A 17,364-nucleotide genomic window follows, 5' to 3' on the forward strand; every position below is an offset into this window, starting at 1 on the left:
GATGCGGGAAAAATGTTCCGGCCGTTCCCGGTGAGGGAACCCTACTCGACCATCACCACATCGACGGCGACGCCGAGCTTCTGCTTGCGCGAACCGACGATGATGCCATCGACCGGCGAGACGTCGGAGAAGTCGCGGCCCATGCCGAGGATGATGTGATCATTGCCGACCAGGAGATCATTGGTCGGATCGAAGCCGATCCAGCCCAGCTCCTCGCCACCCCACAGCGACACCCAGGCATGGGTGGCGTCGGCGCCCTGCAGCGGCGGCTGGCCCTCGGGCGGGATGGTGCGCAGATAGCCGCTGACATAGGCCGCGGGCAGACCGAGACCGCGCAGGCCGGCGATCATGATATGAGCAAAATCCTGGCAGACGCCGTGGCGATTGTCGAACACCTCGCGCAACGGGGTCGAGATCACGGTCGCCTTCGGATCGTATCTGAACTCCTTGCGGATGCGCCGCATGAGGTCGGCCGCGCCGGCAACGATGCCGGTGCCGGCGCGAAAGCTTGCCGCGGCATAGTCCGTCACCGGCTCCAGCACCGGCACCAGCGCGCTGGCGAAGACGTAGCCGATCGGCGACGACGGGCCGAGGCTCGTCGCCTCGAAGGCGGCATCGCGCACGTCCTCCCAGGCCGCGCTCGGCGCATCGCGCTCCGGCGGTGTGCGCGACAGCTTTACCCGCGAGCGCGAGTCGATGCGCAGATGGCGGTGCTGAGTGTCGATCACGATGCTCTCGGTCAGCGTGCCGAAGAAATCACGCCGCGCCGTCCGCTCCGAGGGACGCGGGCGAATGTCGACGCTGTGCGAGATCAACTCCTGGCCGTCGCCGCTGAGCGGCTCCAGGCGCAGCGAGCAGCGCGCAAAGCTGACGGCGCTCTCATACTCATAGGTCGTGACATGCCGGATGTCGTAGATCACGCGAGGCCCGTCAGCTTTTCCGGCCGCGTCGCGTTCGGACCGTGCGGGAAATAGTGCTGGCCAATCGCCTCCGCCAGATTGAGCAGGTCCTGCTCCAGTGCAAACAGCGTGCGGCCGTCGAGATGGGCCGCCTCCGCTGCGGTCAGCCGCGCGCCCAGCGAGATCGCGAGGCGTTGCGGCCGCTCGATCAGCCCGTTCTCCTTCAGGACCGGCAGGCTCGCAATGTGCTCGTTCAGCAGCTCGACCTGGAACGCGACCGAGCGCGGGTTATAGAGATCGAGCACGACGAGATCGCGGATCGGCGCCAGCGCCGGGCCGATCAGATAGCGCGAGCGATAGGTGATCTGACAATCGACCAGGGTGAGCAGGACGTCGAGATCCTCGGGCGTCGCCTCGTCATAGCCGAACTGCCGCGCGAACCGCGCGGTGTTGATGGCGCGCTCGGCGCGGCGACCCATGTCGAGGAAGCGCCAGCCGGCGGCGCGGTTCATGTTCTCCTGGGCAAGGCCGGCGAAGCTCGCGAGCCGGTCGAGCGTGAGCTCGGCGATGCTGACGACGGCGTCCTCATCCTCGGCCTCCTGCGCCAGCCGATTCGGCATCTCGGTGATGACCTGCCAGGCGTCGGGCGAGAGGCGCTCGCGCAGCGAGGTCGCGGTGCGCTGCGCCGATTTGAGCAGCGACAGCGCCGAGCCGAACTGCGCCTCGGCCTGCAGGGCTTCGGCAGCCACCTGGAATCCCTTGCTGCGCGAGGTCTGCTCAACAGCGCCCCACGCCAGCAACAGCCGCTGGATGCGCTCGGAGGTGTTGAGCTGCGCCGGCGATCCCTTGCCGGGATCACGATGCTGGGCTGCGAGCGCCCGGATCAGCCGCACGGTGGCCTCGGCGCGCTCCAGATAGCGTCCGAGCCAGAACAGATTGTCGGCGGCGCGGCTCGGCAGCACGCCGGCGATGCGGCGTATCCGCACGTTGTCGGAGCCCGGCAGCAAGGTGCGCGCCGCCACCGCCTTGTCGGCGACTACCCAGACGTCGGCGGCGCGCGCACCGTCGCCCATCGACACGGCGCGCGCATCGAGCTTGTCGGCGATGCGGCAGAAGCCGCCGGGCATCACGGTCCAGCCGTCGGGCGTGGCGGCCGCGAACACCCGCAGCACGAACGGCCGCGGCGCGATCCGGCCGTCCTGCCACACCGGCGTGGTCGACAGCCGCACTACCTCCTGGCCGACATAATCGATGCCGCGCAGGCTGATGGCAGCGCGCAGCCGCTCGCGCTCGGCGGCCGACAGCTCACCAGCGAGCACCGGACCGCTGCTGGCAAAGCCCGGCACGGCGCGGCCATAGGCGCCTTCGATCGCGAACTCCTCGAGCCGCGACAGCACCTCGTCGCGTGCGGACTTCTGGCCGCACCACCAGGTCGCGATGTGCGGGATCTTGAGATCCTCACCGAGCACGCGCCGCGCAAGGCTCGGCAGGAAGCCAAGCAGCGCGCGCGCCTCCAGCACGCCGGAGCCCGGCATGTTGGCGATCACCACACCGCCCTTGCGCACGACGTCCATCAGGCCGGCGACGCCGAGTCGCGAGGCCGCGTCGAGCTCGAGCGGATCGAGCGAGTTGGAATCGAGCCGCCGCAGCAGCACGTCGACGCGCTTCAGGCCGGCGACGGTGCGGATGTGCACGCGGTCGCCGCTGACGGCGAGATCGTCGCCCTCGACCAGCAGGAAGCCGAGATAGCGCGCCAGCGTCGCGTGCTCGAAATAGGTCTCGCTGAACATGCCCGGCGTGAGCACGCCGATGCGCGGCTCGTCACGATCGGCGCTGGCGCGCAGCGCATCGCGGAACGCTTCGAAGAACGGCGCGAGACGCTCGACGTTCATGGACTTGTAGATCGAGGAGAAGGCGCGCGACAGCACCAGCCGATTTTCCAGCGCATAGCCCATGCCGGACGGCGCCTGGGTGCGGTCGTTGAGCACCCACCAGCCGCCGTCGGGCCCACGGCCGATATCGGCGGCGTAGATGCTGAGGAAGCGGCCGCCGGGCGGTTTGACGCCGCAGACCGGGCGCAGATATTCGCTGGACCCGGCGACGGCGGCTGCCGGCAGCGCGCCGCTCGCCACCAGCCGTCCCTCGCCATAGATGTCCTGCAGCACCCGCTCGAACAGCTCGGCGCGCTGGACGATGCCCTGGGACAATTGCGCCCATTCGGACTCGTCGATCAGCAGCGGCAGATGGCTCAGCGGCCACAACCGCTCGGCGTTATCGCCCGGCGAGCGATAGGTGACGCCGGCTTCGCGCAGATGGCGATCGGCGGAGGCGAAGCGGCGCTCGATGTCGCTCGGCGCGAGTGCGGCGAAGGTCTCGGCAAAGCGGGTCCAGACCGGCCGCGGACGGCCGTCGGCCCCGATGAACTCATCGGGGATGCCGGGGAGCCGGGCATAGTCGCGCGCCCAATGCTCGGCGCGGCGCAGCGGAGAACGTGCCGCCGGCCGACCGGCGGCGGGGCTCGCTCCCTGGTCCTGGCCGCTCGAGCCGTCCATACCCTGGTCCTCCGCACAAACTCCGTTTCATCAATGCAGGAGCGGCCTGCGCAAGTCGAGGGTCATCGGGAATTCATTTGTGCGTTCTTCCGGCGGCAGCGCGATTCGTCCGGGAGTGTGGCCGTGATCCTGGAAGCGGGCGAGCCGCCGCGCCTCCGCCTCGTAGGAGTTGATCGGCTTGGTGTCGTAGTTGCGGCCGCCGGGATGGACGACGTGATAGACGCAGCCGCCGAGCGAACGGCCATTCCAGGTGTCGATCAGGTCGAAGGTCAGCGGCGCATGCACCGGAATCGTCGGGTGCAGACCGGAGGCCGGCTGCCACGCCTTGAAACGAACCGCCGCCACCGCCTCCGCCGAACGCCCCGTCAAGGTCATCGGCATTCTCCTACCATTGCAGGTCACGAGGTGGCGGCCTTCGATGAAACCTTCGGCTTTCACTTGAAGTCGTTCGACCGAGGAATCGACATAGCGCACCGTGCCACCGGCCGCGCCTTCCTCGCCCAGCACATGCCAGGGCTCCAGCGCCTGCCGCAGCTCCAAGGTCACGCCGCCATGCTGCACGCGGCCGAAGGTCGGAAAACGGAACTCGAGCTGCGCCTGGTACCATTCCGGCGAGAAATCGTAGCCGGACGACCTCAGCTCATCCAGGACATCAAGAAAGTCGTCCCATATGAAGTGAGGCAGCATGAAGCGGTCGTGCAGCGCCGTGCCCCAGCGCACGAACTTGCCGTCCTGCGGCTCGCGCCACAATTTGGCGATCAGCGCACGGATGAGAAGCTGCTGCGCCAGCGACATGCGCGGATCGGGCGGCATTTCCAGCGCACGGAACTCCACGAGTCCGAGGCGGCCCGTCGGTCCCTCCGGCGAGTAGAGCTTGTCGATGCAGATCTCCGAGCGATGAGTATTGCCGGTGATGTCGACCAGCAGATGCCTGAACAGCCGGTCGACCAGCCACAGCGGCACGCTCTGCCCGATCCGTGGCACATTGGCGAGCGCGATCTCCAGCTCATAGAGACTGTCGTGGCGCGCCTCGTCGATGCGCGGAGCCTGGCTGGTCGGCCCGATGAACATGCCGGAGAACAAATAAGACAGCGACGGATGCCGTTGCCAATACAGGACGAGGCTCTTCAGCAGATCGGGGCGGCGCAGGAACGGCGAATCCGGCGGCGAGCTGCCACCGACCACGACGTGATTGCCGCCGCCGGTGCCGGTGTGGCGGCCGTCGATCAGGAAGCGATTGGCGCCGAGCCGCACCTTTGCAGCATCCTCATAAAGTCCGAAGGTGATGTCGACCGATTGCCGCCAGCTCGCGGCCGGCTGGATGTTGACCTCAATGACGCCCGGATCGGGCGTCACCTTGATCACCTCGATGCGCGGATCGAACGGCGGTGCATAGCCCTCCACGTGAACCTTGATCTGCATCACCTCCGCCGTCGCTTCGACCGTTGCGACCAGCTCCAGGTAGTCCTCGATGGTTTCGACCGGCGGCATGAACACGCAGAGAATGCCATCGCGGATCTCGACCGACATCGCCGTGCGGACGCCGAGCCCGCCCCAGTACTGATACTGAACGTCCTGCTGCGGCTTCGGCGCGCGGTCGAGCTTCGGCAGCGGCGGCACCTGTGGCACGATCACCGGCCGCCCCTGCGTGAACATCGGCAGCGGCCCGCGCTCCTCCATCGGGTCCTGCTCGTGGATATACGGGAAATCTTCCGGCGGAATGTAGGCCAGCGAGCCGATCGGCAACCGCAGGCCGAGCGGCGAGTCGCCGGGAATCAGGAACAGGCGCTTGCGCCGCAGGCCCCAGCGCTCGCTGCGCCAGCGCCTGGGCTGTGCATTCCAGCGCTGGATCGGCAGCACGAAGCCGCGCGGGATGTGCAGGCCTTCGTCGAACACCCGCGCCATGCGCGCGCGCTCTTCGGGATCGGCGAGCTTGGAGTCGAGTGCGTCGACGTTCTCGGGCAGGGCGGCTTCCTTCTGCAGCCAATGCACGGGATCCTCGAACGCGGGCAGCACGTAGTCGGATTCGAGCCCGAGCGTCTCGGCGGCCGTGTCGAGGAAACGCTCCGCATCCTGGATCGTCGCCTTGCGCGGACCATCGACGCTGGCGATCAGGTCCGGATTGCGCCAGATCGGCTCACCATCCTTGCGCCAATACAGTCCGAACGCCCAGCGCGGCAGGCTTTCGCCGGGATACCACTTGCCCTGGCCGTAATGCAGCAGGCCACCGGGCGCGAAGCGCGCGCGCAGACGCCGGATCAGGCTGTCGGCGAGCCCGCGCTTGGCCGGGCCGACGGCAGCCGTATTCCACTCAGCCGATTCCATGTCGTCGATCGACACGAAGGTCGGCTCGCCGCCCATCGTGAGCCGCACGTCGTTCGCGGCGAGATCGGCATCGACGGCTTCGCCGAGGCGGTCGAGCCGGTCCCACGCCTCATCCGAAAATGGCCGGGTGATCCGCGGCGCTTCGCGGATGCGCCTCACATTCATCTCGAAGTTGAAGTTGACCTCGGCAACTCCGGCGCTGCCGCTGATCGGCGCGGCCGAGTGATAGTGGGGAGTCGCAGCAACGGGGATGTGTCCCTCGCCCGCCAGCATGCCCGAGGTGACGTCGAAGCCTATCCATCCAGCACCGGGCAGATAGACCTCGGCCCAGGCATGCAGATCGGTGAAATCATTCTCGACCTCGACCGGCCCCTCGACCGGATCAATGTCGGGACGAAGCTGAATCAAATAGCCGGAGACGAAGCGGGCGGCGAGGCCGAGATGCCGCAGCGTCTGGATCAGCAGCCACGCCGAGTCGCGGCAGGAGCCGGCGGCCGACGACAGCGTCTCCTCCGGCGTTTGAACACCGGGCTCCATCCGGATGATATAACGAATCTTTTTCTGCAACTGCGCATTGAGTTCGACGAGATAGTTGACGGTGTTGTCCGCATCGCGGGGAATCGACTTCAAGTATTCCGCGAACAACGGCCCCGGCTCGATCGTCTCGAGATAGGGCGCGAGTTCCACCTTGAGACCCTCCGGATAGGCAAAGGGAAAACTGTCCGCATAAGGCTCGACGAAGAAGTCGAACGGATTGATCACGGTCATCTGCGCCGTGAAGTCGACCTCGATTTTGAGTTCGTTCACCTTCTCAGGGAAAACGTAGCGGGCCAGCCAATTGCCTTGCGGATCCTGTTGCCAGTTCACGAAATGGTTGGGCGGCGTGACCTTGAGCGAATAGCTCAGCACGGGGGTCCTGGTATGTGGTGCAGGACGCAGGCGGATGGTCTGCGGGCCCAGTTCGACCGGACGATCGTATTTGTAATGGGTGACGTGATGTAATGCGACGTAGATTGACACGAGGTTTCGGCGCTCCAGCAACTTTTTTAAGCAGAACATTGCTGTGCTTAGGGATCAAGCACTAACAAAGGGCAGAGCTGCCTATTGAACTATCCTAAGCCCGAAAGGCGGCATTTGGGTCCGCGTAGGTCGAGTTAAGCCTCCCCTGTCAGGTGCTTCAGCTGCACGCACCGGTCGCTTTTCCGGCCGCTGCGCGCCCCAATCCGGCCCGTCACGAAGAACGAGAGAAGAACAAACAACCTCTCCAGCCGCACGCGGAGAGTTGTCCACAGGAAGGCGCGCAGGCGCTCACGGAAGATTGACCAGTCCCTCAAAGCAGGGATTAACCCCGAATGATGAACTAACAAGAACTAATAGCGTTGCATTTGCCGCAATCGCTTGATAGCTCGACTACACATGCTATTTAGGACCACCATTGCCAAAAGGAGAATCAAGTGGCGAAGACAGCTAAGAAGGCAGCTACCAAGAAGTTGGCGCGGAAACCCTATACGCCCGCCGACATCAAGCTGCTGAAGCAGCACTCGAAGTCCAAGACCCCGGTTGCCAAGATCGCCAAGGCCATGAAGCGGACCGAAGGCTCGCTCCGTCAGAAGGCCCTGGCGCTCGGCATCGGCCTGGGCCACCAGCGGTAAATTGCTCTGCGCCGCTGCCACGCGAGCGTCGGCAGGGCCAGCCCATGACGGACTGCCCGCGACGGCCAGCACATGGCGGCGCGCTCACCTGTCATCTGATCTCAGTTGCGATCCAGTCTCAGCTATAGGCGATCTCAGCTGCGATCAGATGCCGGGACATCTCAGACGGCAGCCCCGATATGGGGCAGCCGAATAGCTGAGTGATCCTGCTACATCGTCGCGCCGAGCACCCAGGGTGCGAACTCGGCCCCGCCGAAATCGAAGCTCTCGCTCTTGGTCGGCTGCCCCGAGGCGGTCTTCAGCATCAATTCGAAGATGCGCTGGCCGCACTCCTGCACCGTCTCCTCGCCGTCGAGGATGGTGCCGCAATTGACGTCCATGTCGTCTTCCATCCGCCTGTACATCGGCGTGTTGGTCGCGAGCTTGATGGACGGCGCCGGCTTGCAGCCGAACACGCTGCCGCGTCCGGTCGTGAAGCAGACGAGATTGGCTCCTCCGGCCACCTGCCCCGTCGCCGCGACGGGATCGTAGCCAGGCGTGTCCATGAACACGAAGCCCTTCTTGGTGACGGCCTCGGCATAATGCAGCACATCGACCAGATTGGTGCTGCCGGCCTTGGCCATCGCGCCGAGCGACTTCTCGAGAATCGTCGTCAGGCCACCCGCCTTGTTGCCCGGGCTGGGATTGGCGTTCATCTCCGCGCCCTCGCGCGCCGTATACTCCTCCCACCAGCGCATCAGGGAGACGAGCTTCTCGCCGACGTCGCGGCTGACTGCGCGGCGCGTCAACAGATGCTCGGCGCCATAGGTCTCGGGCGTCTCCGACAGGATCACCGTGCCACCATGTCGCACCAGCAGATCGCTTGCTGCACCGAGCGCCGGATTGGCCGAGATGCCGGAATAGCCGTCGGAGCCGCCACACTGCAGCGCGACCGTCAGCTCGCTGGCCGGAACCGTCTCGCGCTTGACCCTGTTGGCGTCGGCGAGCGCTTCCTTGACGAAAGCAATGCCGGCCTCGACGGTCTTGCGGGTGCCACCGACCTCCTGGATGTCCATGGCACGCAGACGGCCGGCGAGCTTCTGCTCCTCCATCAGTCCGCCGATCTGATTGGCCTCGCAACCGAGACCGAGCACGATCACCGCAGAGAAGTTCGCGTGACGCGCGTAGCCGCCGAGGGTTCGCCGCAGCAGCTTCAGCGGCTCGTCGAGCGTCATGCCGCAGCCGGTCTTGTGCGTCAGCGCCACGACGCCATCGACGTTCGGGTAGTCGGCGAGCGGATCATCACCGGTGAAGGGATTCCGCTTGAAGACGTCGGCGACCAGGCCCGCGACATGCGCGCTGCAGTTCACCGACGTCAGAATGCCGATGTAGTTGCGGGTCGCGACCCGGCCATCGGGCCGGCGAATGCCCTCGAACGTCGCCGGAAGATCGAAATTCGGCGTCGGCTTCACGTCGACGCCATAGGCATAATCCTTGGCGAAATCGCCCATGCCGCAGTTCTGTGTATGAACGTGCTGCCCCGGCGCGATCGGCGCGGTAGCGAAGCCGATGATCTGGCCGTAGCGGCGGATGGGCTCGCCCTGCGCGATCGGACGCACCGCGACCTTATGCCCCGCCGGAATGCGGTCCACCGTGGCCACGCCATCGGCAACCGCGAGGCCGGGCGGCAGACTCGCACGCGCGATCAGGACGCTGTCCTCGGGATGAAGACGGATGACGGGGGCGGGAGCCATGGCAGTCTCTCTTCGTTTGTATCGGTAGGTCGCAAACCGGCATGCGAATAGCGAGTTGCGAATAGCGAATGAATGAATCCCCTATTCGCTACTCCCTATTCGCAATTCGCCTCAGGCCTTGCCGCCGGAGTCCTTGCGGGTCTGCGCGACTTGCTGGCGGGCATAGACCTGCATCAGGCCGACCTCGTTGGACAAGGTCACGAGCTTAAAGCCCATGTTGATGGCGCGGACCGCGCCCTCGGCGCCGCTGCAATGAATACCGGGATTGAGCCCGCGCTTGCCGCATTCCTTCACGATCTTCTCATAGATCTTGAGGATCTCCGGCTCGTCGCGATCGAGCTTCGGCACGAGACCATAGGAGAAGCCGAGATCGGAGGGACCGATATAGACGCCGTCGATGCCTTCGACATCGAGAATGGCTTCCATGTTCTCGACCGCGGTCCTGGTCTCCATCATCGGCAGCAGCACGATCTCATCATTGGCCGTCTTCTGATACTCGCCAGCGCTGCCATACATGCCGGAGCGGATCGGGCCGTTCGAGCGGACGCCCTTCGGGGGATATTTGGAATAGGAAACGAGGTCGCGCGCTTCCTGCGCTGTGTTGACCATCGGGCAGATGACGCCATAGGCACCGCCATCGAGCACCTTGCCGATGATGCCGGGCTCATTCCACGGCACGCGCACCATCGGCGTGACCGGATGGCCATGCATCGCCTGAAAGCACTGCACCATCGACAGATAGTCCTGCACCCCGTGCTGCATGTCCACGGTGACGCTGTCGAAGCCGCACTGAGCCACGACCTCCGCGGAAAAGCCCGAGGGGATCGCGAGCCAGGCATTCACCACCGTCTTGCCTTCGGCCCAGAGCTGCTTGACCTTATTGTTCGCCACGACTGCGTTTCCTTCCCTTGTTGTTCAACCGATCTGTCTCATTAGAATTCGTTTTCGCCCATGGCTCAACGCAATGCAATCCCGCTCAATTTGAGCATGGATGCTTCGCGCCACCCGCAAATCACACTGATATCACGATGTCGCCCGCTGAATGCTCGCTTCGCTGACACCCACTTCGCGTGCCGTGTTCACTATTGCCGCCCAGGTGTCATCGGGCAAGGGCACGCCATTGGCCGTACGCTCGGCCCGCATCTTGCGCTCGGGATCGCCCGGCACCAGCACCTGATCGACGCCGGAGACCGGCTTGGTCGCCCGGATGAAATCCGTGTAGCGGGTGATCTCACCATCGAAGAAGCTCGCCGGATCGACCACCTTCGGGTCGATGTAGATCGCGAGCATGCCGTTGGCAAAGCGCCGGTTTGCCGACGTCGCCCCGGTGCCGGTCAAGGCGCCGCCAAGCAGCTCGCAGATGAAGGCGAGACCGGAGCCCTTGTGCTCGCCGAAGGCGCGGATCGCTCCCGTCCCCTTGGTGTGGTCACGCGTCCCCTCGGCCTCATAGGGTCCATAGAGCACCGCCGGATCCTCGCTGAGCGTACCATCGGCATCGATCAAGGCGCCCTTGGGCAGCTTCTTGCCGCCGCGGCTCGCCACCAGGACCTTGCCCTCAGCCACGATCGAGGTCGCGAAATCGAGCACGATGGGATCCTGTCCCTGGCGTGGGATGCCGACACAATATGGCGCGGTCGAGAACCGCTTCTCGACTCCGCAATAGGGAGCCACCAGCAGCGAGCCTGCGGCCGTGACGAAATGAATGGAGACGAGTCCCTCAGCGGCGGCCATCTCCGCCCAGTCGCCGACCCGGCCGAGATGGCCGGAATTGCGCAGCGCCAACGCAGCCAAGCCGCTCTTCTTGCAACGCTCGATGCCGATCTTCACGGCCTGTGGTGTCACGGTCTGGCCGTAGCCGAACTTGCCGTCGACGACCACCAGCGACGGGGTGTCGACCACGACCTCTGCGGTCTGGTTGGGCACGATCGAACCCATCTTCTGCCAACGGATATAGACGGGCACGCGGATCACACCGTGGCTGTCATGCCCGGTCAGGTTGGCCGTCGTCAGATAGGTCGCGATCCGGCGGGCCTCCTCCGGCGAGGAATTGGCGTGCTCGAAGACGTCGGCAACGAAATCGATGAGATGCGCAACCTTGATAGTGACCATGACAACTCGCGGGTTCGATCAGCATGCGAAAACAGAGTTAGCATGGTTTGCCATGCCTGCGACGCACGCCCTCTCCGCTCGACTGCATCGCTTCTTATCAAAACGCCGAACGGCCTGCCAAGCATGAGACCGCGCCATTGCGCTTGGTCCGCGGCATATCAGCCATCGCCGTCGTCGGAGGCGTCGAGATCGCCGCCGACGCTCTGCTCCAGCTCGCCCAGCATCTTGTGCAATGCGGCAAGCTTGCGGGCCCCATACCGGCTGGCAATCGATGCATAGATCGCCTCTGAGCTCGGCGCGACCTGCGCGATCAGCTTCATGCCCTTGGCGGAAATCGACAACACGCCCCTGCGCATGTCGCGGCTATCGACTTCGCGCTGAATCAAGCCGCGCGCCTCGAGATCGCGCAGGATGCGAGAGAGGCTGGGCCCGAGCAGGAACGCGACCCGCGCCAGCTCCGTCACCTCGATCACATCGACCGCCGCCAGCGCGCGCAAGATGCGCCATTGCTGCTCGGTCAGGCCGTGCTGTCGCAGATTGGGGCGAAACTGCCGCATCACGGCCTCACGCGCCCGCAACAAGGCCATCGGCAGCGACTGCGAGAAGTCGCGCATTGGCACCTTGCGCGCTTCCTTCGCAGCCTGCCTGGCGACCTTGGCCCTGGTCTCGCTCACATCAATCTCCCGTGGGCCATCCTGAATATTTGCACTGCAGCAAACGCCGTTTCGGTTTGCCGGCTGAAACTTAACATGTTAATCATCTGCCGCCATCTCTTTTCTGAGCGATAGACCATGCCTCTTGCGAGCGACCAGATTCATAGCTGCGCCTTACGCCTGGATCAGGCCGAAAAGAGCCGCCGCCAGATCAGGCAGTTGTCGCAGGAGTTTCCCGATATCACCATCGCAGAGGCCTATGCCATCCAGGAGGCCTGGATCGGCATCAAGGTGGCCGGGGGGCGCATCATCAGGGGTCATAAGATCGGGTTGACATCGAAGGCGATGCAGAGCGCGCTGAACATCGATGAGCCGGATTCGGGCGTGCTGCTCGACGACATGTTCTTTGCCGATGGCGGGCTGGTGCCGTCCGACCGCTTCATCGCGACGCGTATCGAGGCGGAGCTTGCCTTCGTCATGAAGCATCGTCTTTCGGGACCGGACTGCACTCTGTTCGACGTGCTCAACGCGACCGATTTCGTGGTGCCGGCATTGGAGATTCTCGACACCCGGATCGAGCGGGTTGATCAGGAAACGAAGGCGACGCGCAAGATCTTCGACACGATCGCCGACAACGCCGCAAATGCCGGCATCGTGCTCGGCGGCCGGCCGCTGCGGCCGCTCGATGCCGACCTGCGCTGGATCGGCGCACTCTGTTATAAGAACGGTCAACTGGAAGAGACCGGCTTGGCCGCCGGCGTGCTGAACAACCCGGCAACGGCCGTTGCGTGGCTCGCCAACAAGATCGCGGCAAATGGATTCGCGCTGGAGCCGGGACAGGTGGTCCTTGCCGGCTCGTTCATCCGGCCGATCGAGGCGCGCAAGGGCGACACGATCCAGGCCGACTACGGCCCGTATGGGACGGTGAGCTGTTACTTCGCCTGACGCCTGCCCCGGAGCGACCGCACCATGCCGCATTTCAGCATCGAATACTCCGCCAATCTCGACGGCTTTGTCATGATGGGCAACCTTTGCGAAGTGGTCCGCAAGGCCGCCAGCGAGACCGGGATCTTTCCGATCGGCGGCATCCGCGTGCGCGCGATCCGCTGCGAGCACTACGCGATCGCCGACGGCAAGCCCGATTCCGCCTTCCTCGCGATGCTGCTGCGGCTCGGCGAAGGCCGCGACCTCGCGGCACGGCAGAAGGCCGGCGAGCACGTCTTCAAGGCACTTTCAGATTACCTCGACCCAGTCTTCGCCAGTAGCAAGTTCGCGCTGTCCTTCGACATGCAGATCAACGATGCCGCGACCAGTTGGAAGCGCAACAACATCCACGACGCCCTGAAAGCGGAGGCATCCCATGGATAAGGCCAGTCCCAAAGCCGACATCTACAAGGCCAATCTCGACCGTGCCGCTCCCCTGCTCGCGAAGCTGAAGGACGAGGGCATCGGTCACTTCATCGACGGCAAGGTGGTGCCGGCGATCTCAGGCGCGACGTTCGAGACGAAGTCTCCGATCGACGGTGCCGTGCTCGCCAAGGTCGCGCGCGGCAATGCCGAGGACATCGATCGCGCGGCGACGTCGGCCGCCCTCGCCTTCAAGTCGTGGCGCGACATGGCGCCGGCGATGCGGCGCAAGCTGCTGCATCGCGTGGCCGACGCGATCGAGGATCATGCCGACGACATCGCCGTGCTCGAATGCATCGACACCGGTCAGGCCTATCGCTTCATGGCCAAGGCCGCGATCCGCGCCGCCGAGAATTTCCGCTTCTTCGCCGACAAATGCACCGAGGCCCGCGACGGCCTGAGCACGCCGAGCGACGAGCATTGGAACATCTCGACGCGGGTGCCGATCGGGCCTGTCGGCGTGATCACGCCGTGGAACACGCCGTTCATGCTGTCGACCTGGAAGATCGCCCCGGCGCTCGCGGCGGGCTGCACGGTCGTGCACAAGCCGGCGGAATGGTCGCCGATCACGGCGCAGTGGCTGGCCAAGCTCGCCAAGGACGCCGGCATTCCCGACGGCGTCCTCAACACCGTTCATGGCTTCGGGGAGGAGGCCGGCAGGGCGCTGACCGAGCATCCCACGATCAAGGCAATCGGCTTCGTCGGCGAGAGCTCGACGGGATCTGCGATCATGGCGCAGGGCGCACCGACCCTGAAGCGGGTGCATTTCGAGCTCGGCGGCAAGAACCCGGTGATCGTGTTCGACGATGCCGATCTCGACCGCGCGCTCGATGCCGTCGTGTTCATGATCTACTCGCTCAACGGTGAGCGCTGCACCTCATCCAGCCGCCTGCTGGTGCAGCAGAGTATCGCCGAGACCTTTACGGCCAAGCTTGCGGCGCGCGTGCGTGCGCTGAAAGTGGGTCATCCGCTCGATCCCGCCACCGAGCTCGGGCCGCTGATCCACGAGCGGCATCTCGCCAAGGTCTGCTCCTATGTCGACGTTGCACGCGAGGACGGTGCGATCATCGCCGTCGGCGGCAAGCGGTTCGACGGCCCGGGTGGCGGGCATTACGTCGAGCCGACGCTGGTGACCGGCGCGCGCCAGACCATGCGCGTGGCGCAGGAAGAAGTGTTCGGGCCGTTCCTCACCGTGATCCCGTTCCGCGACGAGGCTGACGCGATCGCGATCGCCAATGACGTGCAATACGGCCTTACCGGCTATGTCTGGACCGGCGACATGGGCCGCGCGCTGCGCGTCGCCGACGCGCTGGAAGCCGGCATGATCTGGCTGAACTCGGAGAATGTCCGCCACCTGCCAACCCCGTTCGGCGGCATGAAGGCATCGGGCATCGGCCGCGACGGCGGCGACTATTCGTTCGACTTCTACATGGAGACCAAGCACGTCTCGCTCGCGCGCGGCACCCACAAGATCCAGCGGCTCGGCGTGTAAGGAGACAAGCCCATGACCTCCCCTCGCCTCGCCACCTATGTCGCCGATGGCTCGGTCCGCTACGGACTTGCGACCGACAAGGGCCTCATCGATCTCTCCGCGCGGTTCGCCAAGGATTATCCGACCTTGCGCGAGGTGATCGCCGCGGGAGCCCTGCCCCGGCTGATCGATGCCGCAGCCGGGCTGTCGCCCGATCATGGCCTCGATGCCATCAGCTGGCAGCCGCCGGTCCCCGCGCCCGAGAAGATCATCTGCATCGGCGTCAACTATCCCGATCGCAACGCCGAGTACAAGGACGGCCAGGACGCGCCGAAATATCCGTCGATGTTCATGCGCACGCCGCGCTCCTTCGTCGGCCATGACACGCCGCTGGTGCGCCCGCGCGCCTCGCCGCAGCTCGACTATGAGGGCGAGCTGGTCCTCGTAATCGGCAAGGCCGGACGGCACATTCCGGAGAGCGAGGCGCTGGATCACATCGCCGCGCTCACGCTGTGCAACGAGGGCACGATCCGCGACTGGGTGCGGCATGCGAAATTCAACGTCACGCAAGGCAAGAACTTCGATTCGACGGGCAGCCTCGGCCCCTGGATCGTGCCCTACACGGATGAGCGCCAGATCGCCGACATCAGGCTGACCACGCACGTCAATGGCGAATTGCGCCAGGACGACCGCACGTCGCGGCTGATCTTCGGCTTCCGCTACCTCATCAACTACATCTCGACCTTCACCACGCTTGTCCCCGGTGACGTGATCGTGACGGGCACGCCCACCGGCGCCGGTGCACGGTTCGATCCGCCGCGCTATCTGAAGCCCGGCGACGTCATCGAGATCGAAGCCGAGGGCGTCGGCACCTTGCGCAACGGCGTCGTCGACGAAGCCCTGTAGAAGTTCAGAAACGGAATGTCAGCATGACCACCATGACCGGCGGCGAAGCCATCGTCAGCGGGCTCGTCGCCCACGGCGTCGACACCGTGTTCGGCCTGCCCGGCGCGCAGGTCTACGGCCTGTTCGACGCCTTCCACCAGGCGCAGCTCAAGGTCGTCGGCGCCCGCCACGAGCAGGCCTGCGGCTACATGGCGTTCGGCTATGCGCGCGCCAGCGGCAAGCCCGGCGTGTTCAGCGTCGTACCGGGTCCCGGCGTGCTGAATGCTGGTGCTGCGCTGCTCACCGCCTTCGGCTGCAATGAGCCGGTGCTGTGCCTCACGGGCCAGGTGCCGACCGACTATCTCGGCCGTGGCCGCGGCCATCTGCACGAGATGCCAGACCAGCTCGCGACCTTGCGCACCTTCGTCAAATGGGCCGAGCGCATCGAATATCCCGACAGCGCGCCGACGCTCGTGTCGCGCGCCTTTCAAGAGATGATGTCCGGGCGGCGCGGCCCCGCGGCGCTGGAAATGCCCTGGGACGTGTTCACGCAGAAGGCTGAGACGGCCGCCGCAAAGCCGCTGGCTCCGTTCGCGCCGCCGCAGCCCGATCCCGACCGCATCGCCAAGGCCGCCGCGCTGATCACGGCTGCGAAGACGCCGATGATCTTCGTCGGTGCCGGCGCGATCGAGGCGCGCGAGGAAATCCGTGAGCTCGCCGAGATGATCGACGCGCCGGTGGTCGCCTTCCGCTCCGGGCGCGGCATCGTCTCCAATGCGCACGAGCTCGGGCTCACCATGGCCGCGGCCTACAAGTTGTGGCCGACCACGGATCTGATGATCGGCATCGGCACCCGCATGGAGCTGCCGACTACGTTCCGCTGGCCGTTCAAGCCGGATGGCCTGAAGTCGATCCGCATCGACATCGATCCCGCCGAGATGCGGCGCCTGATCGTCGATGCCGGCATCGTCGCCGACGCCAAGGCGGGCACGGCCGCGCTCGCGGCCGCCGTCAGCAAAGCGGGCTATCGCAAGACAACAGGCCGTCGCGCGTCCATCCGCGACGCCAGCGCTGCGACCTTGCAGGAGATCCAGCAGGTGCAACCGCAGATGGCCTATCTGAACGTGCTGCGCGAGGTGCTGCCGAAAGACGCCATCGTCACCGACGAGCTGTCACAAGTCGGCTTCGCCTCCTGGTACGGCTTTCCGGTCTACGAGCCGCGCACCTTCATCACCTCGGGCTATCAGGGCACGCTCGGCGCCGGCTTTCCGACCGCGCTCGGCGCCAAGGTCGCGCATCCCGACAGGCCTGTCGTCGCGATCACCGGCGACGGCGGTTTCATGTTCGCCGTGCAGGAATTGGCGACCGCCGTGCAATACAACATCGGCGTCGTCACCCTGGTGTTCAACAACAATGCCTATGGCAATGTCCGGCGCGACCAGCGCGAGCGCTTCGACGGCCGCGTCGTCGCCTCCGACCTCGTCAATCCGGATTTCGTCAGGCTCGCCGAATCCTTCGGCGTCGCCGCCAGCAAGGTCACCTCACCCGACCAGTTCAAGTCGGCGCTGGAGACCGCGCTCGCCCATGGCGGGCCGTATCTGATCGATATCGAGGTGCCTCGCGACAGCGAGGTCTCGCCCTGGGCTTTCATCCATCCGCCGAAGCCCTGAGGGCACTG

General features: G+C 65.4%; 13 protein-coding genes. 6 read left to right on the forward strand and 7 right to left on the reverse strand.

Annotated elements, in window-relative coordinates:
* Nucleotides 1-41: 41 nt before the first annotated feature.
* Genes QX039_RS25930 through QX039_RS25940 form a run of 3 tightly spaced genes read right to left on the reverse strand, consistent with a single transcriptional unit; the run spans nucleotide 42 to nucleotide 6,796 of the window.
* Complete coding sequence (locus QX039_RS25930) at nucleotides 42-920, reverse strand: transglutaminase family protein (RefSeq protein ID WP_315737284.1); 879 nt, start codon at nucleotides 918-920, stop codon at nucleotides 42-44.
* Nucleotides 917-3,451: a circularly permuted type 2 ATP-grasp protein gene (locus tag QX039_RS25935; RefSeq protein ID WP_315737283.1), complete on the reverse strand. Its 2,535-nt coding sequence runs from the start codon at nucleotides 3,449-3,451 to the stop codon at nucleotides 917-919. The genes QX039_RS25930 and QX039_RS25935 overlap by 4 nt, the downstream gene beginning before the upstream one ends.
* 30 nt (nucleotides 3,452-3,481) lie before the next feature.
* Nucleotides 3,482-6,796, reverse strand: a complete 3,315-nt coding sequence (locus tag QX039_RS25940) for a transglutaminase family protein (protein WP_315737282.1) — start codon at nucleotides 6,794-6,796, stop codon at nucleotides 3,482-3,484.
* A gap of 434 nt (nucleotides 6,797-7,230) precedes the next feature.
* Here QX039_RS25940 and QX039_RS25945 point away from each other — a divergent pair, with 434 nt between their 5' ends.
* A complete protein-coding gene (locus QX039_RS25945) occupies nucleotides 7,231-7,428 on the forward strand; it encodes a hypothetical protein (RefSeq protein WP_008964013.1) in 198 nt (65 codons plus the stop codon).
* A gap of 209 nt (nucleotides 7,429-7,637) precedes the next feature.
* Here QX039_RS25945 and QX039_RS25950 read toward each other — a convergent pair whose 3' ends face one another.
* The 4 genes from QX039_RS25950 to hpaR form a co-directional block, all read right to left on the reverse strand.
* A complete protein-coding gene (locus QX039_RS25950; RefSeq protein ID WP_315737281.1) occupies nucleotides 7,638-9,161 on the reverse strand; it encodes an altronate dehydratase family protein in 1,524 nt (507 codons plus the stop codon).
* Between the two features lie 111 nt (nucleotides 9,162-9,272).
* Nucleotides 9,273-10,052, reverse strand: coding sequence for an HpcH/HpaI aldolase family protein (locus QX039_RS25955; protein ID WP_315737280.1), 780 nt, complete (start codon nucleotides 10,050-10,052; stop codon nucleotides 9,273-9,275).
* A gap of 132 nt (nucleotides 10,053-10,184) precedes the next feature.
* Nucleotides 10,185-11,270: a malate/lactate/ureidoglycolate dehydrogenase gene (locus QX039_RS25960; RefSeq protein ID WP_315737279.1), complete on the reverse strand. Its 1,086-nt coding sequence runs from the start codon at nucleotides 11,268-11,270 to the stop codon at nucleotides 10,185-10,187.
* A gap of 158 nt (nucleotides 11,271-11,428) precedes the next feature.
* Nucleotides 11,429-11,884 carry a homoprotocatechuate degradation operon regulator HpaR gene (gene hpaR, locus QX039_RS25965; protein WP_409998890.1) on the reverse strand — a complete coding sequence of 152 codons (456 nt, stop codon included), beginning with the start codon at nucleotides 11,882-11,884 and terminating at the stop codon, nucleotides 11,429-11,431.
* A gap of 177 nt (nucleotides 11,885-12,061) precedes the next feature.
* Between hpaR and hpaH the strand changes: the two genes are divergently transcribed.
* The 5 genes from hpaH to QX039_RS25990 are packed head-to-tail and all read left to right on the forward strand — an operon-like array spanning nucleotide 12,062 to nucleotide 17,356.
* On the forward strand, nucleotides 12,062-12,868 hold the full coding sequence (hpaH, locus tag QX039_RS25970; RefSeq protein WP_315737277.1) for a 2-oxo-hept-4-ene-1,7-dioate hydratase: 807 nt from the start codon (nucleotides 12,062-12,064) through the stop codon (nucleotides 12,866-12,868).
* 24 nt (nucleotides 12,869-12,892) lie between these two features.
* The gene (locus tag QX039_RS25975) at nucleotides 12,893-13,291 is read left to right on the forward strand and encodes a 5-carboxymethyl-2-hydroxymuconate Delta-isomerase (RefSeq protein WP_315737276.1); all 399 of its coding nucleotides are present in this window, start codon (nucleotides 12,893-12,895) and stop codon (nucleotides 13,289-13,291) included.
* Nucleotides 13,284-14,822, forward strand: coding sequence for a 5-carboxymethyl-2-hydroxymuconate semialdehyde dehydrogenase (gene hpaE / locus QX039_RS25980; RefSeq protein ID WP_315772510.1), 1,539 nt, complete (start codon nucleotides 13,284-13,286; stop codon nucleotides 14,820-14,822). Before QX039_RS25975 ends, hpaE begins: the two co-directional genes overlap by 8 nt.
* A gap of 12 nt (nucleotides 14,823-14,834) precedes the next feature.
* Complete coding sequence (locus QX039_RS25985; RefSeq protein ID WP_315737274.1) at nucleotides 14,835-15,707, forward strand: fumarylacetoacetate hydrolase family protein; 873 nt, start codon at nucleotides 14,835-14,837, stop codon at nucleotides 15,705-15,707.
* Between the two features lie 23 nt (nucleotides 15,708-15,730).
* Nucleotides 15,731-17,356 carry a thiamine pyrophosphate-dependent enzyme gene (locus tag QX039_RS25990; protein WP_315737273.1) on the forward strand — a complete coding sequence of 542 codons (1,626 nt, stop codon included), beginning with the start codon at nucleotides 15,731-15,733 and terminating at the stop codon, nucleotides 17,354-17,356.
* Nucleotides 17,357-17,364: the final 8 nt, after the last annotated feature.

Origin of the sequence: Bradyrhizobium sp. SZCCHNR1043, assembly GCF_032489675.1 — a bacterium.
Lineage (GTDB): Bacteria > Pseudomonadota > Alphaproteobacteria > Rhizobiales > Xanthobacteraceae > Bradyrhizobium.